At 39.1% G+C, this 16806-nt stretch carries 20 protein-coding genes; 1 reads left to right on the top strand and 19 read right to left on the bottom strand.

Annotated features, from left to right (window positions below; translation table 11 throughout):
* Positions 1-4: 4 nt before the first annotated feature.
* The 19 genes from spoVAE to BK580_RS09540 all read right to left on the bottom strand — a co-directional run bounded on the left by spoVAE (position 5) and on the right by BK580_RS09540 (position 16515).
* The gene (spoVAE, locus tag BK580_RS09630; RefSeq protein WP_078380112.1) at positions 5-355 is read right to left on the bottom strand and encodes a stage V sporulation protein AE; all 351 of its coding nucleotides are present in this window, start codon (positions 353-355) and stop codon (positions 5-7) included.
* Positions 355-1365: a stage V sporulation protein AD gene (gene spoVAD / locus BK580_RS09625; RefSeq protein WP_078380111.1), complete on the bottom strand. Its 1011-nt coding sequence runs from the start codon at positions 1363-1365 to the stop codon at positions 355-357. Before spoVAD ends, spoVAE begins: the two co-directional genes overlap by 1 nt.
* Before the next feature lie 15 nt (positions 1366-1380).
* On the bottom strand, positions 1381-1839 hold the full coding sequence (gene spoVAC, locus BK580_RS09620) for a stage V sporulation protein AC (protein ID WP_078380110.1): 459 nt from the start codon (positions 1837-1839) through the stop codon (positions 1381-1383).
* 14 nt (positions 1840-1853) lie between these two features.
* Positions 1854-2276 carry a stage V sporulation protein AB gene (locus BK580_RS09615; protein WP_078382717.1) on the bottom strand — a complete coding sequence of 141 codons (423 nt, stop codon included), beginning with the start codon at positions 2274-2276 and terminating at the stop codon, positions 1854-1856.
* Positions 2266-2886: a stage V sporulation protein AA gene (locus tag BK580_RS09610; RefSeq protein ID WP_078380109.1), complete on the bottom strand. Its 621-nt coding sequence runs from the start codon at positions 2884-2886 to the stop codon at positions 2266-2268. The genes BK580_RS09615 and BK580_RS09610 overlap by 11 nt, the downstream gene beginning before the upstream one ends.
* Positions 2887-3062: 176 nt before the next feature.
* A complete protein-coding gene (sigF, locus tag BK580_RS09605; RefSeq protein ID WP_078380108.1) occupies positions 3063-3818 on the bottom strand; it encodes an RNA polymerase sporulation sigma factor SigF in 756 nt (251 codons plus the stop codon).
* 12 nt (positions 3819-3830) lie between these two features.
* On the bottom strand, positions 3831-4268 hold the full coding sequence (gene spoIIAB / locus BK580_RS09600) for an anti-sigma F factor (RefSeq protein ID WP_078380107.1): 438 nt from the start codon (positions 4266-4268) through the stop codon (positions 3831-3833).
* Positions 4268-4618, bottom strand: a complete 351-nt coding sequence (spoIIAA, locus tag BK580_RS09595) for an anti-sigma F factor antagonist (protein WP_078380106.1) — start codon at positions 4616-4618, stop codon at positions 4268-4270. The genes spoIIAB and spoIIAA overlap by 1 nt, the downstream gene beginning before the upstream one ends.
* 126 nt (positions 4619-4744) lie before the next feature.
* Positions 4745-5908 (bottom strand): D-alanyl-D-alanine carboxypeptidase family protein, encoded by a 1164-nt coding sequence (locus BK580_RS09590; protein ID WP_078380105.1) that lies wholly within the window; start codon positions 5906-5908, stop codon positions 4745-4747.
* 537 nt (positions 5909-6445) lie between these two features.
* Positions 6446-7750, bottom strand: coding sequence for a pyrimidine-nucleoside phosphorylase (locus tag BK580_RS09585; protein ID WP_139364870.1), 1305 nt, complete (start codon positions 7748-7750; stop codon positions 6446-6448).
* Positions 7751-7773: 23 nt separating this feature from the next.
* Positions 7774-8589 carry a purine-nucleoside phosphorylase gene (locus BK580_RS09580; RefSeq protein WP_078380104.1) on the bottom strand — a complete coding sequence of 272 codons (816 nt, stop codon included), beginning with the start codon at positions 8587-8589 and terminating at the stop codon, positions 7774-7776.
* Positions 8590-8602: 13 nt separating this feature from the next.
* Positions 8603-9787: a phosphopentomutase gene (gene deoB, locus BK580_RS09575; RefSeq protein ID WP_078380103.1), complete on the bottom strand. Its 1185-nt coding sequence runs from the start codon at positions 9785-9787 to the stop codon at positions 8603-8605.
* 194 nt (positions 9788-9981) lie between these two features.
* Entirely contained in the window at positions 9982-10872 is an 891-nt protein-coding gene (gene xerD, locus BK580_RS09570; protein WP_078380102.1) for a site-specific tyrosine recombinase XerD, read from the bottom strand.
* A 6-nt stretch (positions 10873-10878) separates the two neighbouring features.
* Positions 10879-11106 (bottom strand): YqzK family protein, encoded by a 228-nt coding sequence (locus tag BK580_RS09565; protein WP_078380101.1) that lies wholly within the window; start codon positions 11104-11106, stop codon positions 10879-10881.
* Positions 11107-11258: 152 nt separating this feature from the next.
* Positions 11259-11729 (bottom strand): ferric iron uptake transcriptional regulator, encoded by a 471-nt coding sequence (gene fur, locus BK580_RS09560; protein WP_078380100.1) that lies wholly within the window; start codon positions 11727-11729, stop codon positions 11259-11261.
* 109 nt (positions 11730-11838) lie between these two features.
* A complete protein-coding gene (gene spoIIM / locus BK580_RS09555) occupies positions 11839-12480 on the bottom strand; it encodes a stage II sporulation protein M (protein ID WP_078380099.1) in 642 nt (213 codons plus the stop codon).
* 315 nt (positions 12481-12795) lie between these two features.
* A complete protein-coding gene (gene ltrA / locus BK580_RS09550) occupies positions 12796-14124 on the bottom strand; it encodes a group II intron reverse transcriptase/maturase (protein ID WP_078380098.1) in 1329 nt (442 codons plus the stop codon).
* 660 nt (positions 14125-14784) lie between these two features.
* Positions 14785-15954: an endonuclease Q family protein gene (locus BK580_RS09545; RefSeq protein WP_078380097.1), complete on the bottom strand. Its 1170-nt coding sequence runs from the start codon at positions 15952-15954 to the stop codon at positions 14785-14787.
* Positions 15955-15963: 9 nt separating this feature from the next.
* Positions 15964-16515 carry an NUDIX hydrolase gene (locus tag BK580_RS09540; RefSeq protein WP_078380096.1) on the bottom strand — a complete coding sequence of 184 codons (552 nt, stop codon included), beginning with the start codon at positions 16513-16515 and terminating at the stop codon, positions 15964-15966.
* 74 nt (positions 16516-16589) lie between these two features.
* Here BK580_RS09540 and mciZ point away from each other — a divergent pair, with 74 nt between their 5' ends.
* Positions 16590-16727 carry a Z-ring formation inhibitor MciZ gene (gene mciZ, locus BK580_RS09535; RefSeq protein ID WP_078380095.1) on the top strand — a complete coding sequence of 46 codons (138 nt, stop codon included), beginning with the start codon at positions 16590-16592 and terminating at the stop codon, positions 16725-16727.
* Positions 16728-16806: the final 79 nt, after the last annotated feature.

The following is a 16806-nucleotide window of genomic DNA, read 5'->3' as shown; positions in this document are numbered from 1 at the left end:
GTCCTTATCCTTTCGGCTTAAATATTAATGCCACAAGAAAAGCAAATAGAATAGCAGAAGAAATCCCAGCAGATGTTAATTCAAATATGCCCATACCTATTCCCACTAAGCCGTGCTTTTCCGATTGATGCATAGCCCCGTGGAGCAAAGAATGCCCAAAACTAGTTATAGGAACCGTTGCACCTGCACCAGCAAAGTCAATGAATTTATCATATATTCCAAACCCGTCTAGAATGGCACCTGCTACCACAAAGCTACTCATTACATGAGCTGGTGTAAGCTTGCAAAAATCCAATAGAAGTTGTCCAACTACACAAACAAGTCCACCTACAACAAACGCAATGACATACTCCATTAATTATTCACCCTTTCTAGAACGACACCATGGGCAATGGTTGGAATCGATTCCTTCTGTTGAAGCATTGTCGGGCTTAATAATGCGCCGGTTGCTACAACCAACACCTTCTTTAAGGCCCCAGTTTTCAGTTCATTTATGATATGACCATATGTTACGACAGCTGCACAGCCACAGCCACTTCCTCCAGCAAACACATTTTGATCGGAGCGATAAATCATTAGGCCACAATCATTATGAATAATCGAAACATCAAAGCCTTCTTCTTTCAGTAATTCTTTTAAAATAGGACTACCTACGCCAGACAGATCACCAGTAGCGATTAAATCATACTCATCAGGTTGTATGTTTAAATCTTGTAGATGAGCCTGAATCGTATCCGCAGCAGCTGGAGCCATAGCCGTTCCCATATCAAATGGATCAGTAATTCCTAAATCAATCACCCTCCCTATCGTAGCTGAGGTTATTTTCACCGCACCTTTTTCTTTACTAACTAAAGCTGTACCTGCACCTGTCACGGTAAACGTTGCCGAATCTGGCTTTTGCCCGCCATATTCAGTTGGATAACGAAATTGTCTTTCAGCAGTTGCGTTATGACTACTTGTTGACGCTAGCACTCTATTTGCAAAACCCGCATCGACTAATGCAGCAGACATCGCTAATGTTTCCATGGAAGTAGAGCAAGCACCAAACATACAGAGAAATGGAATCTGATGGTGACGCGCAACATAATTAGCTGTAACATTTTGATTAAGTAAATCTCCAGCTAAGAAGAGATCAATATCTTTATATTCTAGCTTCTCCTTACTTAAGCACGATTGGATAGACTGCTCCATCAGCCTTCTCTCTGCCAGCTCCCAGTTGTCCTCCCCACAATGTAACTCCTTGAATGAGTAGTCAAAATCTGCTCCGAGTGGCCCATCTGCCTCTTTAGGGCCAACAGCTGTTCCGGTCGCATTAATATAGATTGGATTTTGAAAAATCCATGTTTGCTTTCCTACTATCCTCATAACCTTTCTCCTCCTTTATCCCGTAAAACTCATATTAAAAAGATAACGAAGAAACCCAACCACATATGCCGCAACTACTCCAAACACAATGACGCTCCCAGCTAGCTTAAACATATTCGTTGCAACCCCAAGTACTAATCCTTCACTTCGATGCTCTAAAGCTGCACTTGTCATCGAGTTAGCAAACCCGGTCACAGGCACTGCAGAACCTGCACCAGCAAACTGACCTATCTTATCGTAAACTCCAAACCCTGTAAGCAGTGCAGCAAATAAAATCAAGGTGGCAACGGTCGGATTTCCTGCTTGTTTTTCTGAAAAATCAAAGACCGAAATATAGAAATTCTGAATTCCCTGCCCTATTAGGCAGATTAATCCTCCCACAAGGAAGGCTTTCACACAGTTTATAAAGTAAGGTGGTTTCGGCTGAAATTTTTTTATATTTTGCTGATAGTTATCTTTTAATTTTTCACTCATATCTGCTTCTCCTTTCATAAATTAACGAATATTAGCCAGTGATAAAGCGAGCCAACGATTTTCCCAAAAACAATCGCCATTAAAAGGATGACGATTTGCCCATCTACTCCGATACGTTTTGCAAGGATTGGTAATACATTGAGAACTTCTGTTAATGCAGCAGCTAATAAACCAACAAATATTCCACAAAACAGTCCAATCGGAACGGCCAAAATGGAAGGTAAATGGAAGGCAACGTTATTTAAACTGATCCAACTTCCAAATAAGGCCCCTCCAATAACTCCCCATTCATAGCCATACACATATGATGTCGTTTTTGTAAGTTGTGTTAGTCGAGGAATAATTCCAAGGACTGTTAAAAAAGCGACAAATCCAGATCCCACCGCTAATCCACCGGCTAACCCCAAAAAAACGACGAAAATGATACTAATGGCCATCCATTTTTTTCGAACTTTCTTTATTCTCATTCATAATCACATATTGATCCAAATCCTGTTGGTAATTAAACATCTCTACCTCTAATGGACTTGGCTCTTCATTTATCCGCTTTTTAAATACATGATTGAAAAACAGGATCATACCTAAGCCTAAACCAATGGAATAAGGTATTTGCAATAAAAGTGGTTTGTCATCTTCAAGGCCAGTAATTGTTTTAAAAATCTTTTGATGGACAATACGCATACTGACATCTTCGTGGAAATTCATAATTGCAAGTGCTGCTCCCAAAAATAGTAATAGCCATACCGCTGCAAAAAACATTGGACGAAAACGCTTTTTCTTATACATAATTTCTACGATTGTTTGTGCTGCCCCAAACGTTTGAATATCCAGTTCAGGGTCTACCTTTCGCAATTCCTTCAGTAATTGCATGACATCTACAACAACAATCGATTTATCACTCATATTCACATGATGAACAGCAACTTTTTCTATTAGTTGTACAATGCTGTCATCAGCAACAAGTTGTGCGACATCCCCAATTCTAATGATTTGATTTGGACGAGCTTGAATACGATGCCGCAGCCGAATATACACAATTTTATCCATCCCCGAACACATCCCGCCAAAACATACTGTATCTGTAGTATGGTTTAGTGGGAGAATTACCATGCAAAGGAAAAAACATCACCAAGAATTACCACATAAAAAACTCTTCCTCCCCAAAGGAAAAAAACAAAACTTTAATTGCCCAATACCAAAACAAAAAAAAGACCGTACGGACATCACTCATCCATACGATCTTTCATCTGAACTAATATTTTCTTCTCCAACCTAGAGACTTGAACCTGCGAAATACCAAGCCTCTGTGCGACCTCTGTCTGCGTTTGATCTTTATAATAGCGTAAATAGACTATTAGTTTTTCACGTTCATCCAACTCTTCAATTGCTTCTTTTAATGCAATTTTATCAAACCATCGATTTTCTGAGTGGTCAGCAATTTGGTCTAGTAACGTGATAGGATCCCCATCGTTTTCATATACCGTTTCATGAATGGAAGATGGCGCTCTCGCTGCTTCTTGAGCAAGGACTACTTCCTCTGCAGTAATTTCAAGAAACTCTGCAATCTCATTAATTGTCGGTACTCTTCCATAGCGCTTAGATAATTCGTCCTTCGCCTTTCTTATTTTATTCGCAACCTCTTTTAAAGAGCGACTCACCTTCACACTTCCATCATCGCGAATAAATCGTTGAATTTCCCCGATAATCATCGGAACGGCATAGGTAGAAAATTTCACGTCATAAGAAAGATCAAACTTATCGACTGATTTTAGTAAACCAATACACCCAATTTGGAAAAGGTCGTCTGGTTCATATCCTCTATTCATAAAACGTTGAACAACCGACCATACGAGTCGCATATTCTTTGACACGATTAGGTCTCTGGCTTCTTGCTCACCAGCTTGACTTTTTTTGATCAGTTCTTTCACTTCATGATCTTTTAAATAGATTTGCGCTTCTTTTTTGACCTCCACATCCATAGGCTTAGCTCCTTAATTTACAAGCGCTTTGCTCTTAGCTAAATATTTGGTCATACGGATTGAGGTGCCTTCTTTAGTTGAGTGAATTTCTACATAATCCATAAAGTTTTCCATAATGGTAAACCCCATACCAGAACGCTCGAGCTCAGGCTTAGTAGTGTATAACGGCTGTCTAGCTTCCTCCACATCATCAATTCCAATTCCTTCATCTTTAATGGTAATGTGGACAGCTCCATCCTCAAGTTCTACAGAGATATAAACAGTGGCTTTAGGATCGTTGTCGTAACCATGAATAATTGCGTTTGTCACCGCTTCTGAAACAACTGTCTTAATTTCTGTAAGCTCATCCATGGTTGGGTCTAACTGCATGATGAATGCCGCTACTGTTACCCTAGCAAACGATTCATTTTGACTAAGCGCAGAAAATTGTAGGTGCATTTGATTATTCATTATGCCACCCCCAATTTCTGAAGAGCATTTTTTTCACTTTCTTCTAAACGAATGATTTTAAATAAGCCAGACATTTCGAACAGGCGTTTCACTGCTGGGGAAATAGAGCACACAACCATTTCTCCACCGTTATTTTTGATTTGCTTATATCGCCCTAAAATAACTCCCAGCCCTGAACTATCCATAAAAGATAGCTGCTCCAAATTTAAAATAATGTGAGTGATTTGTTGCTTTTGAATAATGGTTGAAGCTTGTTCACGTAGATTCTCTGCCGTGTGATGATCTAATTCTCCTGCCAATCGTACACAAAGTACATTCTGCTTTACTTCTAAATCAACTGTAAGACTCACTGTACTTTCCTCCTTGTAGAATCATCGTTCAGTGAGTCAATTTCTATTTTTATATTCCAAAATCCTGCTTAAGGACAAAACTAGTGCTATTTCGCTAAAGTGTGTCCTTCTTCGCCATAAATTTTATTAGTTAACTTTTGTAAAATGTCCCATAGATCGCTTAAATAGTTGCCACCAGCTGGCTTCTAAGCTATCTCCACCAGCTACAAGATCACTTTCTGAAAGTACTTTATTTCCTTTTTTCAGAACAATCGTACCTACCTTGTCACCTTTTTTCACTGGTGCCTGCACCTTTTCATCTACGTTAATTACTTTTACCACATCATCCACCGTTTCACCTTTTTTCGTTAAAACGGATATTGGTTCGCTCGTTACAGCCTCTAGTTCTTTTTTAGAGCCCTTACTTACCTTAACTTTTGCGACCGCTACATTTCTTTCGAACATTGGATGCGTTTTGTAGTGACTAAAAGCATAATCTAACATATTGGTGATTTGGGCGTTACGTTCTTTTGGCGTTGGAGCACCATATACGACAGCAATGACACGCATGTTATCTTTTTTTGCTGTTGCAGTTAAACAATATTTTGCTTCTGCTGTAAAGCCAGTTTTGACTCCATCAACACCGGGATAAAATTTTACTAGCTTATTGGTGTTAACCAGCCAGAATTTTTTCTCCGTATTTTCTCGAAGATAATCCTCATATTGACCTGTGTATTTCGTAATATCATCAAATTTTAATAATTCTTTTGCGATTACTGCCATATCAGAGGCCGTACTGTAATGATTTTTAGCAGGTAAACCTGTTGGATTTTGAAATAATGTATTTTCTAATCCAAGTTCTTTAGCCTTCGCATTCATTTTCTCCACAAATGCCTCTTCAGAACCCGCAATACGCTCTGCCATCGCGACTGATGCATCGTTACCTGATGCTATAGCGATACCTCGAAGCATTTCATCTGTTGTCATTTCTTCTCCTGCTTCAAGAAAAATTTGAGAGCCACCCATAGACGCAGCATACTCACTTGTTCTGATTTTTTCATCCCAAGTTAATTTGCCTTCATCGATTGCTTCCATAATTAAGAGCATCGTCATGATTTTTGTCATACTCGCTGGCGGCAATTTTTCGTGTCCGTTTTTCTCATATAAAACTTGACCTGTGTCACGTTCAATCAAAATTGCAGATTTCGCATTTTCTGTAAGCTGAACACCTTTTTCTTCCGCTAGCGCGAATGGACTAAATGCGGAAAAAGTAAAAGCAATTGCAATTATTGCGGTTACTAACTTTTTCATCCATAGACCTCCAATCTTATTCCATAATTCTCATTTTTTCCAATATCATACGTTTTATACTAAGATTTGGCAGGCGAATTAAAAAAGTTAGAAATGTTGAAGCACTTTGAGTGAATCGGTATAGGATGGGAGTTGCTTTCTATCGTACAGAGGGGGATTGTATCAGAAATAGGTCGGTTCGGATCAGAATTGGATAGTAGCGGATCACATATCGTTCGAATCGGCTCAGAAACAGGATGGTGGGGCTCACAATGGTCATACCCGATCAGAATTCGCCCGGTTCGGATCAGAATTAGATTATACCGGATCACATATCGTTCGAATCGGCTCAGAAACAGGACGGTGGGGCTCACAATGGTCATACCCGATCAGAATTCGCCCGGTTCGGATCAGAATTAGATTGTACCGAGTCACAAATCGTTCGAATCGGCTCAGAAATGGAGAACTGGATCAAAAAAGAGTCATAATTCCCATATCTAACCCGCCGCTGTCATAAAAAAACAGCTCCTCATCACCGAGGAGCTGTCCATTTAAGCCTTATTCAGAAATTGTATCATACACAAGTGGTGGAACTTTTACTTCACCGCTTACTAATTTAATGCTCTCATAAAGTTTTTCTTTTACTTTAGTTACATCTTCTTGGTTACTGTGGATTGTTGCTAGGGATCCACCAGCTTCCACTTTGTCTCCAATTTTCTTATTAAGCACGATACCAACTGCTAAGTCAATTTCAGACTCTTTTGTAGCACGACCTGCACCAAGCAACATTGCTGCTGTTCCAACTGAATCTGCTACGATTTCAGATACAACTCCTGCTTCTTTTGCTTCTAGCTCCACAATGAAACTAGCTTGTGGTAATTTCTCAGGATTATCGACAACAGAAGCGTCTCCACCTTGCGCCTCTAAGAAAGTTTTTAACGTTTCAATTGCGGCACCAGATTGAATAACCTCTTCTAGCATGCCACGAGCTTCCTCTAAAGTAGATGCTTTTTCTGCTAACAATACCATGTAGCTTCCTAACACTAAGCAAAGTTCCTCTAGATCCTTTGGTCCTTTACCACGAAGTGTATCGATTGCTTCTTTAATTTCAAGTGCATTACCAATTGCAAATCCTAGAGGTTGGCTCATGTCTGAGATAACAGCCATCGTTCTACGGCCGACGTTATTTCCGATATCAACCATTGCTTTTGCTAATTTTTTCGCTTCATCTAAATCTTTCATGAATGCGCCTGCACCAGTTTTTACGTCTAGTACGATTGCGTCAGCACCTGCTGCAATTTTTTTACTCATGATGGAGCTTGCGATTAGTGGAATACTGTTAACCGTTGCTGTTACATCACGAAGTGCGTAAAGCTTTTTGTCAGCAGGTGTTAAGTTTCCGCTTTGACCAATTACAGCTACTTTATTTTTGTTTACATAGTCGATAAATTCTTGATTGTCGATTTCCACATGGAAGCCTGGAACCGCCTCAAGCTTATCAATAGTACCACCAGTATGTCCAAGACCACGTCCGGACATTTTCGCAACTGGTACTCCAACTGCTGCTACAAGTGGCGCTAACACTAAAGTAGTTGTATCGCCAACTCCTCCAGTACTATGTTTATCTACTTTAATCCCTTCAATAGCGGATAAATCGATTGTATCACCCGAATGAACCATTGCCATTGTTAAATCTGCACGTTCTTGGTCGCTCATCCCTTTAAAATAAATTGCCATTGAAAAAGCACTCATTTGATAGTCAGGTATAGACCCGTCAGTGAAGCCTTTTACGACAAATTGAATTTCTTCTGTTGTTAATTCTTTTCCGTCACGTTTCTTTTCAATAACATCTACCATTCTCATTAGGAAACACCTCTTTTTTAAAATTACATACCTTTAATAATTGTTTTTACGAATTGTAGGAAGTTTGCTTTTACCATTTCAGTTGTTTCCATTACTTCATCATGTGTTAATGGTTGGTCTAAAATACCTGCTGCCATATTAGAGATACATGAAATTCCTAATACTTTCAACCCGCTATGACGGGCAATAATTACTTCAGGTACTGTAGACATCCCAACAGCGTCTCCACCAAGGATACGAAGCATTCTTACTTCTGCTGGTGTTTCATAAGAAGGACCTGTGTTACCAACGTATACGCCCTCTTGAACTTTAATTCCTAATTGTTCTGCAGTAGACTTAGCTAAATTCCTTAAATCCTTGCTATAAGCCTCTGACATATCAGGGAAGCGAGCGCCTAATTCTGCGTGATTCTCTCCAATTAACGGATTTGTACCAAAATTATTAATATGATCCGTGATAATCATTAAGTCTCCTGCTTCAAAGTTTTCATTCACTCCACCAGCAGCGTTAGTCACGATTAATTGCTCGACACCTAAATACTTCATTACACGTACTGGGAAGGTCACTTTATCCATGGAATAACCTTCATAAAAGTGAAATCTACCTTGCATAGCGATAACTGTTTTTCCTTCTAATTCACCGATCACTAGTTGTCCTGCGTGACCTTCTACTGTAGAAACAGGAAATTCAGGAATTTCGCTGTATGGGATTGTAATTGGGTTTTGAATTTCTTCCGCCAGTACACCTAACCCAGAACCAAGGATAAGACCAATTTTGGGTTCTGTTGTAATTTTAGACTTTATATAAGTAGCTGATTGTTGAATAGATTGAGTGTTCATCGATATGTTCCCCCTAGTTTAAGTCTGTTAAAAAACTTTTTCCATGCTTTGGCATTCTAGTATTAAAGTTATCAGCAATGGTTGCACCAATATCTGCAAACGTTTTTCTGATTTCTAATTCTTTGCCTTCCGAATGACGCGGTGAGTATACAAGTAGTGGTACATACTCACGAGTATGATCCGTACCAGGGAAGGTTGGATCATTGCCGTGATCCGCAGTAATGATTAATAAATCTTCATCACGAAGATTTGCTAGAACTTCCGGTAATCTAGCATCGAACTCTTCTAGCGCTTTTCCATATCCAGCCGGATCTCTACGATGGCCATAAACTGCATCAAAATCAACTAGATTCAGGAAGCTGATTCCGGTAAAATTCATTTCCACCGTATCGACTAACTTATCCATTCCATCCATATTGGACACTGTACGAAGTGATTTTGTTACTCCTTCTCCATCATAAATGTCGGAAATCTTTCCAATAGAGATGACATCATAGCCGCCATCCTTTAACTCATTCATTACTGTACGTTCAAAAGGTTTTAAAGCATAGTCATGACGGTTTGGAGTCCGTTTGAAGTTTCCAGGCTCCCCTTCAAATGGTCGCGCAATTACTCTTCCAACCATGTACTTTTCATCTAAAGTTAGCTCACGTGCAATTTTACAAATATCATATAATTCTTCGATTGGAACAATACCTTCATGCGCTGCAATTTGTAGGACAGAATCAGCAGAAGTGTATACAATCAATGCACCAGTATCCATATGTTCTTTTCCTAATTGATCCAATATTTCTGTACCGGAGGCAGGGATATTTCCAATAATTTTTCTACCTGTTTTCTCTTCTAATTCTTGAATTAATTCATCTGGGAAGCCTTCAGGAAACACGCGGAACGGCGTATCGATTCGAAGACCCATAATTTCCCAATGACCAGTCATCGTATCTTTCCCGCTTGATGCTTCTTCCATTTTTGTATAATAAGCAAGTGGTTTTACTGCTTTTTCAATTCCTTTAACCTCTTCAATATTACTTAGTCCAAGTTTTGCCATGTTCGGCATGTTCAGGCCATTCATATGATCTGCAATATGCCCGATTGTGTTTGCACCTTTATCACCGAATTTCTCCGCATCAGGTGCCTCACCAATTCCTACTGAATCCATTACTACAAGAAATACTCTTTTATATGTATAAGAACTCATTTGTAAACCTCCTCCAAAAGCTATTTACTTTTAGTATATATTTTAACAAATGTATTTTTCCCTCTTTTAATGAGGTTAACCCTATAAAACCAAAAACAATTGTCAGAAGTCTGACGTCTCACTATAAAGTATAAACAAGCGCTTTCACTCTTGCAATCAAAAAATAAAAAAAAGACTGTTCTGACAACCAGCCTCTATGCTCTTGGATGAAACTTACTGTAAACATCCTTTAAACGTGTCTTTGTTACATGTGTATAAATTTGCGTTGTCGAGATATCTGCATGTCCTAGCATCTCTTGGACCGCACGAAGATCTGCGCCATTTTCTAATAGATGAGTCGCAAAGGAATGACGTAATGTATGAGGCGTGAGATCCTTTTCAATACCAGCTTCTTTCGATAACTTTTTCAGTATTTTCCAAAATCCTTGTCTTGTCAATCGATTCCCATGATGGTTCAAAAAGAATGCGTCTGTTATCTTTTTCTTCTTCAACTTATTTCTATTTTCTTCTATATAAGTATGAATCGCTTCCTGCGCCATTTTTCCAAGAGGAATGATTCTCTCCTTATTTCCTTTTCCAATACACCGTACAAACCCCATTGTTAAATGGACATCACTCAAATTTAACGATATAAGTTCTGATACACGTATTCCAGTCGCATACAATAATTCAAGCATCGCCTTGTCCCTAGCCCCAAAAGTTTTACTTGTATCCGGTGAATCCAGTAATGCTTGAACTTCCTCTACTGAAAGAACCTGTGGTAGTTTTTGTTGCGGCTTCGGTGAGTCAATATGTACTGTAGGATCCTGAGTTGTCACCTTTTCTCGCAATAAAAATTGGTGAAGCGAACGAATTGATGCAATATGTCTAGCAATTGTTTTAGATGACTTCCCCTTTTCATGTAGAAACTTTAGAAACTGAAGAATGGTCGCTCGAGTTACTTCATTAAAGGAAGTCAGTTCTTCCACTTTATTTATATATTGTATATAAGCCTTTAGATCTCGTTCATAGGAAACAATTGTGTTTTCTGCCAAACCCTTCTCCACCACTAAAAAGTGGATAAAATCTTTTAATTGATCCTGCACTCTACTCTACTCCCCGTAATGATAGAAAAACAGTAAGCGCTGAATCCAGCCCTCATCTCTCTCCTCTACCATTTTTGTCACTTTCACTGCCGCACCTTCTGGCTCATCATATCTATGGTAATTTTCGTACTCTTGATTAACCCATATAATGCCATAGTAAAATAAAACTGTGCAGCCAGTAAATAAAATAAAAACCTTAAATGTATTATAGCATGTATCAATAAGATTCTTCATAAAAAACAGCACCCTCCAGCTTATAATCAGCTTCTAAACTTGTCTTATTAGAAGGTATGACAATTTGGAGTGGTTTTATACATGGAAGATTAAAAGAAACGAAAAAAAAAGACGTCCCTATCTAAAGCGCGTACACTTTTGGGACATCTTCATTATGTAGGTTCATTACTCTCATCGGGATTCTCCGGATCTTGACAACGATGACAAATTCCGTGAAACGTCAGACGATGGTCTTTAATTTTAAAATTCCAATCTCGTTCTACTACCGCTTCTACATCTTCTAGCAGGTCATCCTGTATTTCGTCTACTGCACCACATTCTATACAAACTAAATGATGATGGAAATGTTTCGCTCCCTCTTGTCTTAAATCATAACGGGAAACTCCATCGCCAAAATTTATTTTATCGACAACTTTCAATTCTGTAAGTAGCTCTAATGTTCGATACACGGTAGCAAGCCCAATTTCAGGGGACTTTTCTTTTACGAGGAGGTATACATCTTCCGCACTTAAATGATCCTCTTCATGCTCTAATAAAACTCGGACTGTTGATTCCCGTTGAGGAGTTAGCTTGTAGCTTGCGGAATGTAGTTGCTTTTTAATCCGATCAATTCTTTCTTCCATAAATTGTCCCTCCCTCGCTATACTTTTATATTTTAGCGAATAGGGAGACAACTGTCAAAGAAAATATAATTATTATAAACAAGAACTAATAATTATTATTAAATAATAATCACTTTAACATTGTAATGACTGATTTCATCAAAACTGGAGATGCTACAGCTTCTATAAAAGAAGCCACTAGCAATAACAAACAGATTAATCCCATCGCCATACTATATCGAATAAACTGTTGAAAGAAGGGCTCTTGAATTCTTTTAACAAATTGTTGGCGGATCATCTTTAAAGAAAAGGCTACAGATAATGTCCCAATAATGATATAAGCAGGAATCGCAATCATATTTTGCGGAAGAATGGCTACAAAAGAGAGTAAGAAACCCTTCCAGCTTAACTGATTCACAAGAAAGCCCACTGTAAATCCTACAACGACACCTTTTAGAAATAGCAATACTAATATAACAGGTAATCCTATAATAGAAATTCCTAGTATCCACATTAATAGTACATACTTAATGTTATGAAAATAGCTCTGGAAGAATATATCCTTTGCATTTGCAAACTGTCCATCAGCAACTTGTCCAAAGAAGCGGTTTAAGTAAACGTATAAATCTTGTTTTTGCGTGAAATTCATACTGTTCACGACGATTGCACCGAATATCACCCCCATAAAAAAAAGAACCACTATAAACAAGTATAGAGAGGAGTGTTCTTTTATATGCCCTAGTAAAATGGAAAAGCGCGACTGTTTTTTCATCATAGTTCCTCCTATCACTCTCTTACTAGATTGTATGATAGAGGAATGGAAGTATGACAAGCTATTAGTAAAAAGTAAGAAAAAGAGAGTTACATTGAAAATAGAATTGGACCTGGTAAACACCCTGTCGATTTCCGTTGCAGGCATTCGCTTTCCGCGGGGCGCTTGTGGAGCCTCCTCGGCTTCGCCTGCGGGGTCTCGACAAAATGCTATCTCCCGGTCGAGTAAGCGGGAGCCACACTTTTACTGTGTTCTCCTCACTCCTCACAGATCCGTGCATGCGATACTATCGCACACGGCTCTTCTCATCACCCTTCACAAAATGTAGCTAATGTCTTTCTTCAGTTGATATATGTTTACTTTCGCCCTTGGACTCTTCAAAGGATATTTACTTAAAAATATGTTGAACTTCTCCCATGTGAATGATTTCCTTTGGCTCCTTCGGTTCATCCACTTGAACAATAGTAGTCGGATACGATACAGAAAACTCTCGACATGTTGAGTGTTATCGGTAATACAGTAGTAGTTGTAGTAGCCTGTTAAGGAACGGTTAATGCTTTTCATAATGTCCTTGATGTCCATTGTTCGATTAGCTTTGAGCCATTCCTTATGTTTCTTTAACTTGGCTGTTACTTTCTTCTTACTACTCTTCCGTTTAACCCTAAATGACCCTTTCTTACTCTCACTACAATAGTGAGTGAAGCCTAAGAAATCGAATGTTGGTGGTTTTCCTTGTCCATTCCGCTTACTATCTTTATCTGCATAACGACCAAAGGAAATGATTTTCGTTTTATCTTCTGCAATTTCAAGATGGAACTTTTGTAAACGCATGATAAGGGCAGAGTAAAAGGCATCTGCATCGCTTTTGTACTGAAAGCAGCACACAAAGTCGTCCGCATAACGGACCATGTAAGCTTGACCATTACACTGTTTACGAACCACTTTTTCGAACCATAAGTCTAGGACATAATGTAGATATACGTTCGCTAAAATTGGTGAAATGATACCCCCTTGGGGAGTTCCTTTATCCGTATCGAAATATTTACCTTCTTCCATGTACCCACCTTTTAGAAACCTAGCGATAATTCCTAAGAAGTTTGGGTCATTGATACGTTGTTTCAAGAATTTCATCATCCACTCGTGATTAACGTTGTCAAAGAATCCTTTAATATCAACATCCACTATATAGTTGGTGGGGCGTTCTTCAATATACACATTCAGAATCTTTAATGCATCGTGGCAGTTTCTACCTGGTCGAAATCCAAAGGAACTGTCCAGGAACTCATGCTCAAATATGGCTTTGAGAATTTTCCCAATGGCTTGTTGAACGATTTTATCCTCGTGGTCTGGGATACCCAGTGGTCTTTTCATCTTCGTTCCAGGTTTATCGATGTATGTTCGTTTTACTGGGATAGGACGATAAGCCTTCTTCTTTAATTTCCCCACTAGTCTTTTGGTGTTCTCATCCAGATTTGTGTCATATTCCGCCTTTGTCATGCCAGTTATGCCTGTTGCCTTCTTGCTTGGCAACTCTCGGTGACATTGTTTAAGATTCTCTTCATTAAGTAAATGAGCCAACGAAGTGAAAACTATATCTTGATTCGATTTCGCTAATTCTGTTATCCTTGCTAGTTTTGTTTCCACTTCTCTCTCTACCTCCGTGTGTAGTAAGTGTGTCTCTTTCAAGGTCGATGACGAGTAATGGCCTTTCCTATCATTATTTTAATAGGTACTATGCCACTATCCGACTTCCTTTAAGCGTTTGACAGCCCTCACTTTGTTATCGCTTGTTCGTCATTACTCTCCGATATGAAGGAGAGACTTAAAGGACCTCCCGAGTTGCCGTAATATATCAATGTGAAACGTGCCACGGTCATCGACTCCGAGGAAGTTGTCATTCTCTCACCATTACGAGAATAACAATGTTGCCTTCTGCACTCCCGAACACATCGGCCTTCCTAACTTGGCACTGATTTCGGAGCTCAATCCCTTCAACCTTTATTCGGTTTACGGCCCATTCCCTAACTGTCTACGCTTAAAGATATAGTGTTACCACATATCCTCCAAGACTCGCTACGAGTGAATGGTTAGTTCTTTCTCGACGGGAATCCCACCCGTTATATATTACGACCTTGCTCGGTCGCTCCAGGAGTCTCATGCCTTCCACTTCAATCAACAGGGGAGACGGGAATACTTAACATTCCCCTTTTTCATCATCCATGGTGCAAATTTCTTTGCATGATTGTCTACTATGAAAATTTACAAATTCATTTATTTACTCTCTTTCTTAACAATCCCTATCTATTAATCCGAAACGATTTTGCCGAATTTTCCGCCGCCACCTGCATGGAAGGTGAGTTCTCCATTTCTTGCTTTCGTAATAAGTAATGCTACTTTTTCTCCTACTACATCTGTTAGCTGGTCAAAGGTTGCTTCATGTAGGATATTCATTTCTGTCTGAAAAGTATTTCTTAGCTTTTCTAGTGTTTTCGGACCGATTCCTGGAATAAAATCTAAAGGAACTTGGTGAATGTATGGTGGTCTTTTTCTAACAGTCGCGCTTTGATCTTGTATTTCCCTTATTCTCGTGGACACTCCCTTCGTAAAACGCTTATGTTCACAATTCGGGCATGACAGTTCGGCCGTTGAATTTACCGTAAAAAAGCATTTTTCACATGCAGTGTTATAATACTTACCTAAGTGTGGATCAAGTCCATAATTCGCAACAATTCCTCTCCCTTTCCGCTCGTGCAGAGCAAGCCTGAGCTCTTCAAAGCTTGGAGTCAGCATGCGAATTTTTTGATACTCTCTGGCAATTTTCCCTACAGAATGAGCATCTGAATTGGATACAAAAGTATAACAATCCAACTCAGATAGACATATTGCCATCTCCGTGTTTGCACTTAATCCCAATTCAATGGCATCGATTAAATTAAGCTGAAACACCTCAGTTAAGCTTTTCATTACCCCTTTTCCGTACAAGCTCTTGAAAGGAGTAAACACATGGGCAGGTATAAATAAACCGTCTAGTTCCTTCACTTTTTCTTGAATGATTACCGCCTGTTCATAGACTCGCTGTGTCGATAAAGTAATATTCTTCATCCTAGCGCTTAACCACCGAGAAAAAGTAACCATCCGCTCTATAGTCCCAAAGTAACAAAGTGCATGGATCGGCCCGTGACAGTTCTCATCATAAATCTCGATTTCTGTGCCCAGTATGAGTGTTAAATCATTGAAAACAAGGCCTCCACCAGAGTGTTCCTTCATAATTCCGTTATCCAAACTGGTTCTTAGCTGCACTAAAACTTCTGGCACATGGCAGTCAATTATACCCACCATGTCTAACCCTTTGCGATCCTTGGCTTCTTCTAAAACAGCCTCCAACGTCAATTGGTTGGAAGCTGTAATTTTAACGGGCTTTCCACTTGCTGTTCGCCCTAAATGAATATGTAAATCAACAAAATAATCCTTCATCTTTCCTCACTACTTTCGAAGTAATGCTTGAAGTTGTAAATATTGAACCGCGTATGCTGTTTTCGCATCAAAAATTTCTTGAGTTTCTATCATTCCCTGTGCTTCTTCTATCGAAACCTCTAAAAGATCAACAAATTCATCCTCATCTAAATGATGCTCCTGGGTATCCTTATGTAATCCATTCGCTATAAAAAGATGCACTAATTCGTCTGCAAAGCCAGGAGAAGTATAAAACGAAAGCAAAGGTGTTAATGATTCGCATGTATAGCCGGTTTCTTCTTGGAGCTCTCGTTTAGCAGTAGCAATTGGTTCTTCACCCTTTTCTAGCTTTCCTGCAGGAATTTCAACTAGGGCTCTTTCCATCGCTTTTCGATATTGGCGTACCATCACGATTTTCCCTTCATCTGTCAAAGCAATAACCGCAACTGCTCCCGGATGCTTTATGATTTCCCGCTTACTCGTTTTCCCGTTCGGTAAGGTGACCTCTTCTACATATAAATCAATAATTCTTCCAGTAAATAATTTTTCCTTTTTTATCGTCGTTTCTTTTAAATGATCCACTATTACCGCCCCTTGTTCTCATTATTGAACTACCTTCATACATTCTAACATACAACCTTTAGGGGGTAACAAATATGAAGATCTATGTGCGTCCTAACAGCATTGTACTAGTTGGAAAGGCGTGGGAGATTCGTTCCAAGTTAAAAGAATATGCCAAAAAACATGGGACGTTACAGGAGTGGATCACTCATCAAAAAGAGAATCAAGATTAGTAAGCCCTTGTAATTGCACAACTCCTCCCTTATTCGGTAAACTTATAAATAATATTAGCCAGAGCTGGTCACTACGATT

Source organism: Sutcliffiella halmapala (genome assembly GCF_002019665.1).
In the GTDB taxonomy this organism is placed as follows: Bacteria; Bacillota; Bacilli; order Bacillales; family Bacillaceae_I; genus Sutcliffiella_A; species Sutcliffiella_A halmapala.
Note: the sequence above shows the minus strand (reverse complement) of the source record. Positions and strands in the feature narration are given on the sequence as shown.

Bases quoted from the DNA above. Each gene is read 5' to 3' on its own strand.
- BK580_RS09585 (WP_139364870.1), bottom strand. From the start codon at position 7,750: ATGAGAATGGTAGATGTTATTGAAAAGAAACGTGACGGAAAAGAATTA.
- spoVAC (WP_078380110.1), bottom strand. From the start codon at position 1,839: ATGAGTGAAAAATTAAAAGATAACTATCAGCAAAATATAAAAAAATTT.
- spoIIM (WP_078380099.1), bottom strand. From the start codon at position 12,480: ATGAAAAAACAGTCGCGCTTTTCCATTTTACTAGGGCATATAAAAGAA.
- BK580_RS09545 (WP_078380097.1), bottom strand. From the start codon at position 15,954: ATGAAGGATTATTTTGTTGATTTACATATTCATTTAGGGCGAACAGCA.
- BK580_RS09615 (WP_078382717.1), bottom strand. From the start codon at position 2,276: ATGGCCATTAGTATCATTTTCGTCGTTTTTTTGGGGTTAGCCGGTGGA.
- mciZ (WP_078380095.1), top strand. From the start codon at position 16,590: ATGAAGATCTATGTGCGTCCTAACAGCATTGTACTAGTTGGAAAGGCG.
- sigF (WP_078380108.1), bottom strand. From the start codon at position 3,818: ATGGATGTGGAGGTCAAAAAAGAAGCGCAAATCTATTTAAAAGATCAT.
- BK580_RS09610 (WP_078380109.1), bottom strand. From the start codon at position 2,886: ATGGATAAAATTGTGTATATTCGGCTGCGGCATCGTATTCAAGCTCGT.
- BK580_RS09565 (WP_078380101.1), bottom strand. From the start codon at position 11,106: ATGAAGAATCTTATTGATACATGCTATAATACATTTAAGGTTTTTATT.
- spoVAD (WP_078380111.1), bottom strand. From the start codon at position 1,365: ATGAGGATAGTAGGAAAGCAAACATGGATTTTTCAAAATCCAATCTAT.
- BK580_RS09590 (WP_078380105.1), bottom strand. From the start codon at position 5,908: ATGAAAAAGTTAGTAACCGCAATAATTGCAATTGCTTTTACTTTTTCC.
- BK580_RS09580 (WP_078380104.1), bottom strand. From the start codon at position 8,589: ATGAACACTCAATCTATTCAACAATCAGCTACTTATATAAAGTCTAAA.
- spoIIAB (WP_078380107.1), bottom strand. From the start codon at position 4,268: ATGAATAATCAAATGCACCTACAATTTTCTGCGCTTAGTCAAAATGAA.
- fur (WP_078380100.1), bottom strand. From the start codon at position 11,729: ATGGAAGAAAGAATTGATCGGATTAAAAAGCAACTACATTCCGCAAGC.
- spoVAE (WP_078380112.1), bottom strand. From the start codon at position 355: ATGGAGTATGTCATTGCGTTTGTTGTAGGTGGACTTGTTTGTGTAGTT.
- deoB (WP_078380103.1), bottom strand. From the start codon at position 9,787: ATGAGTTCTTATACATATAAAAGAGTATTTCTTGTAGTAATGGATTCA.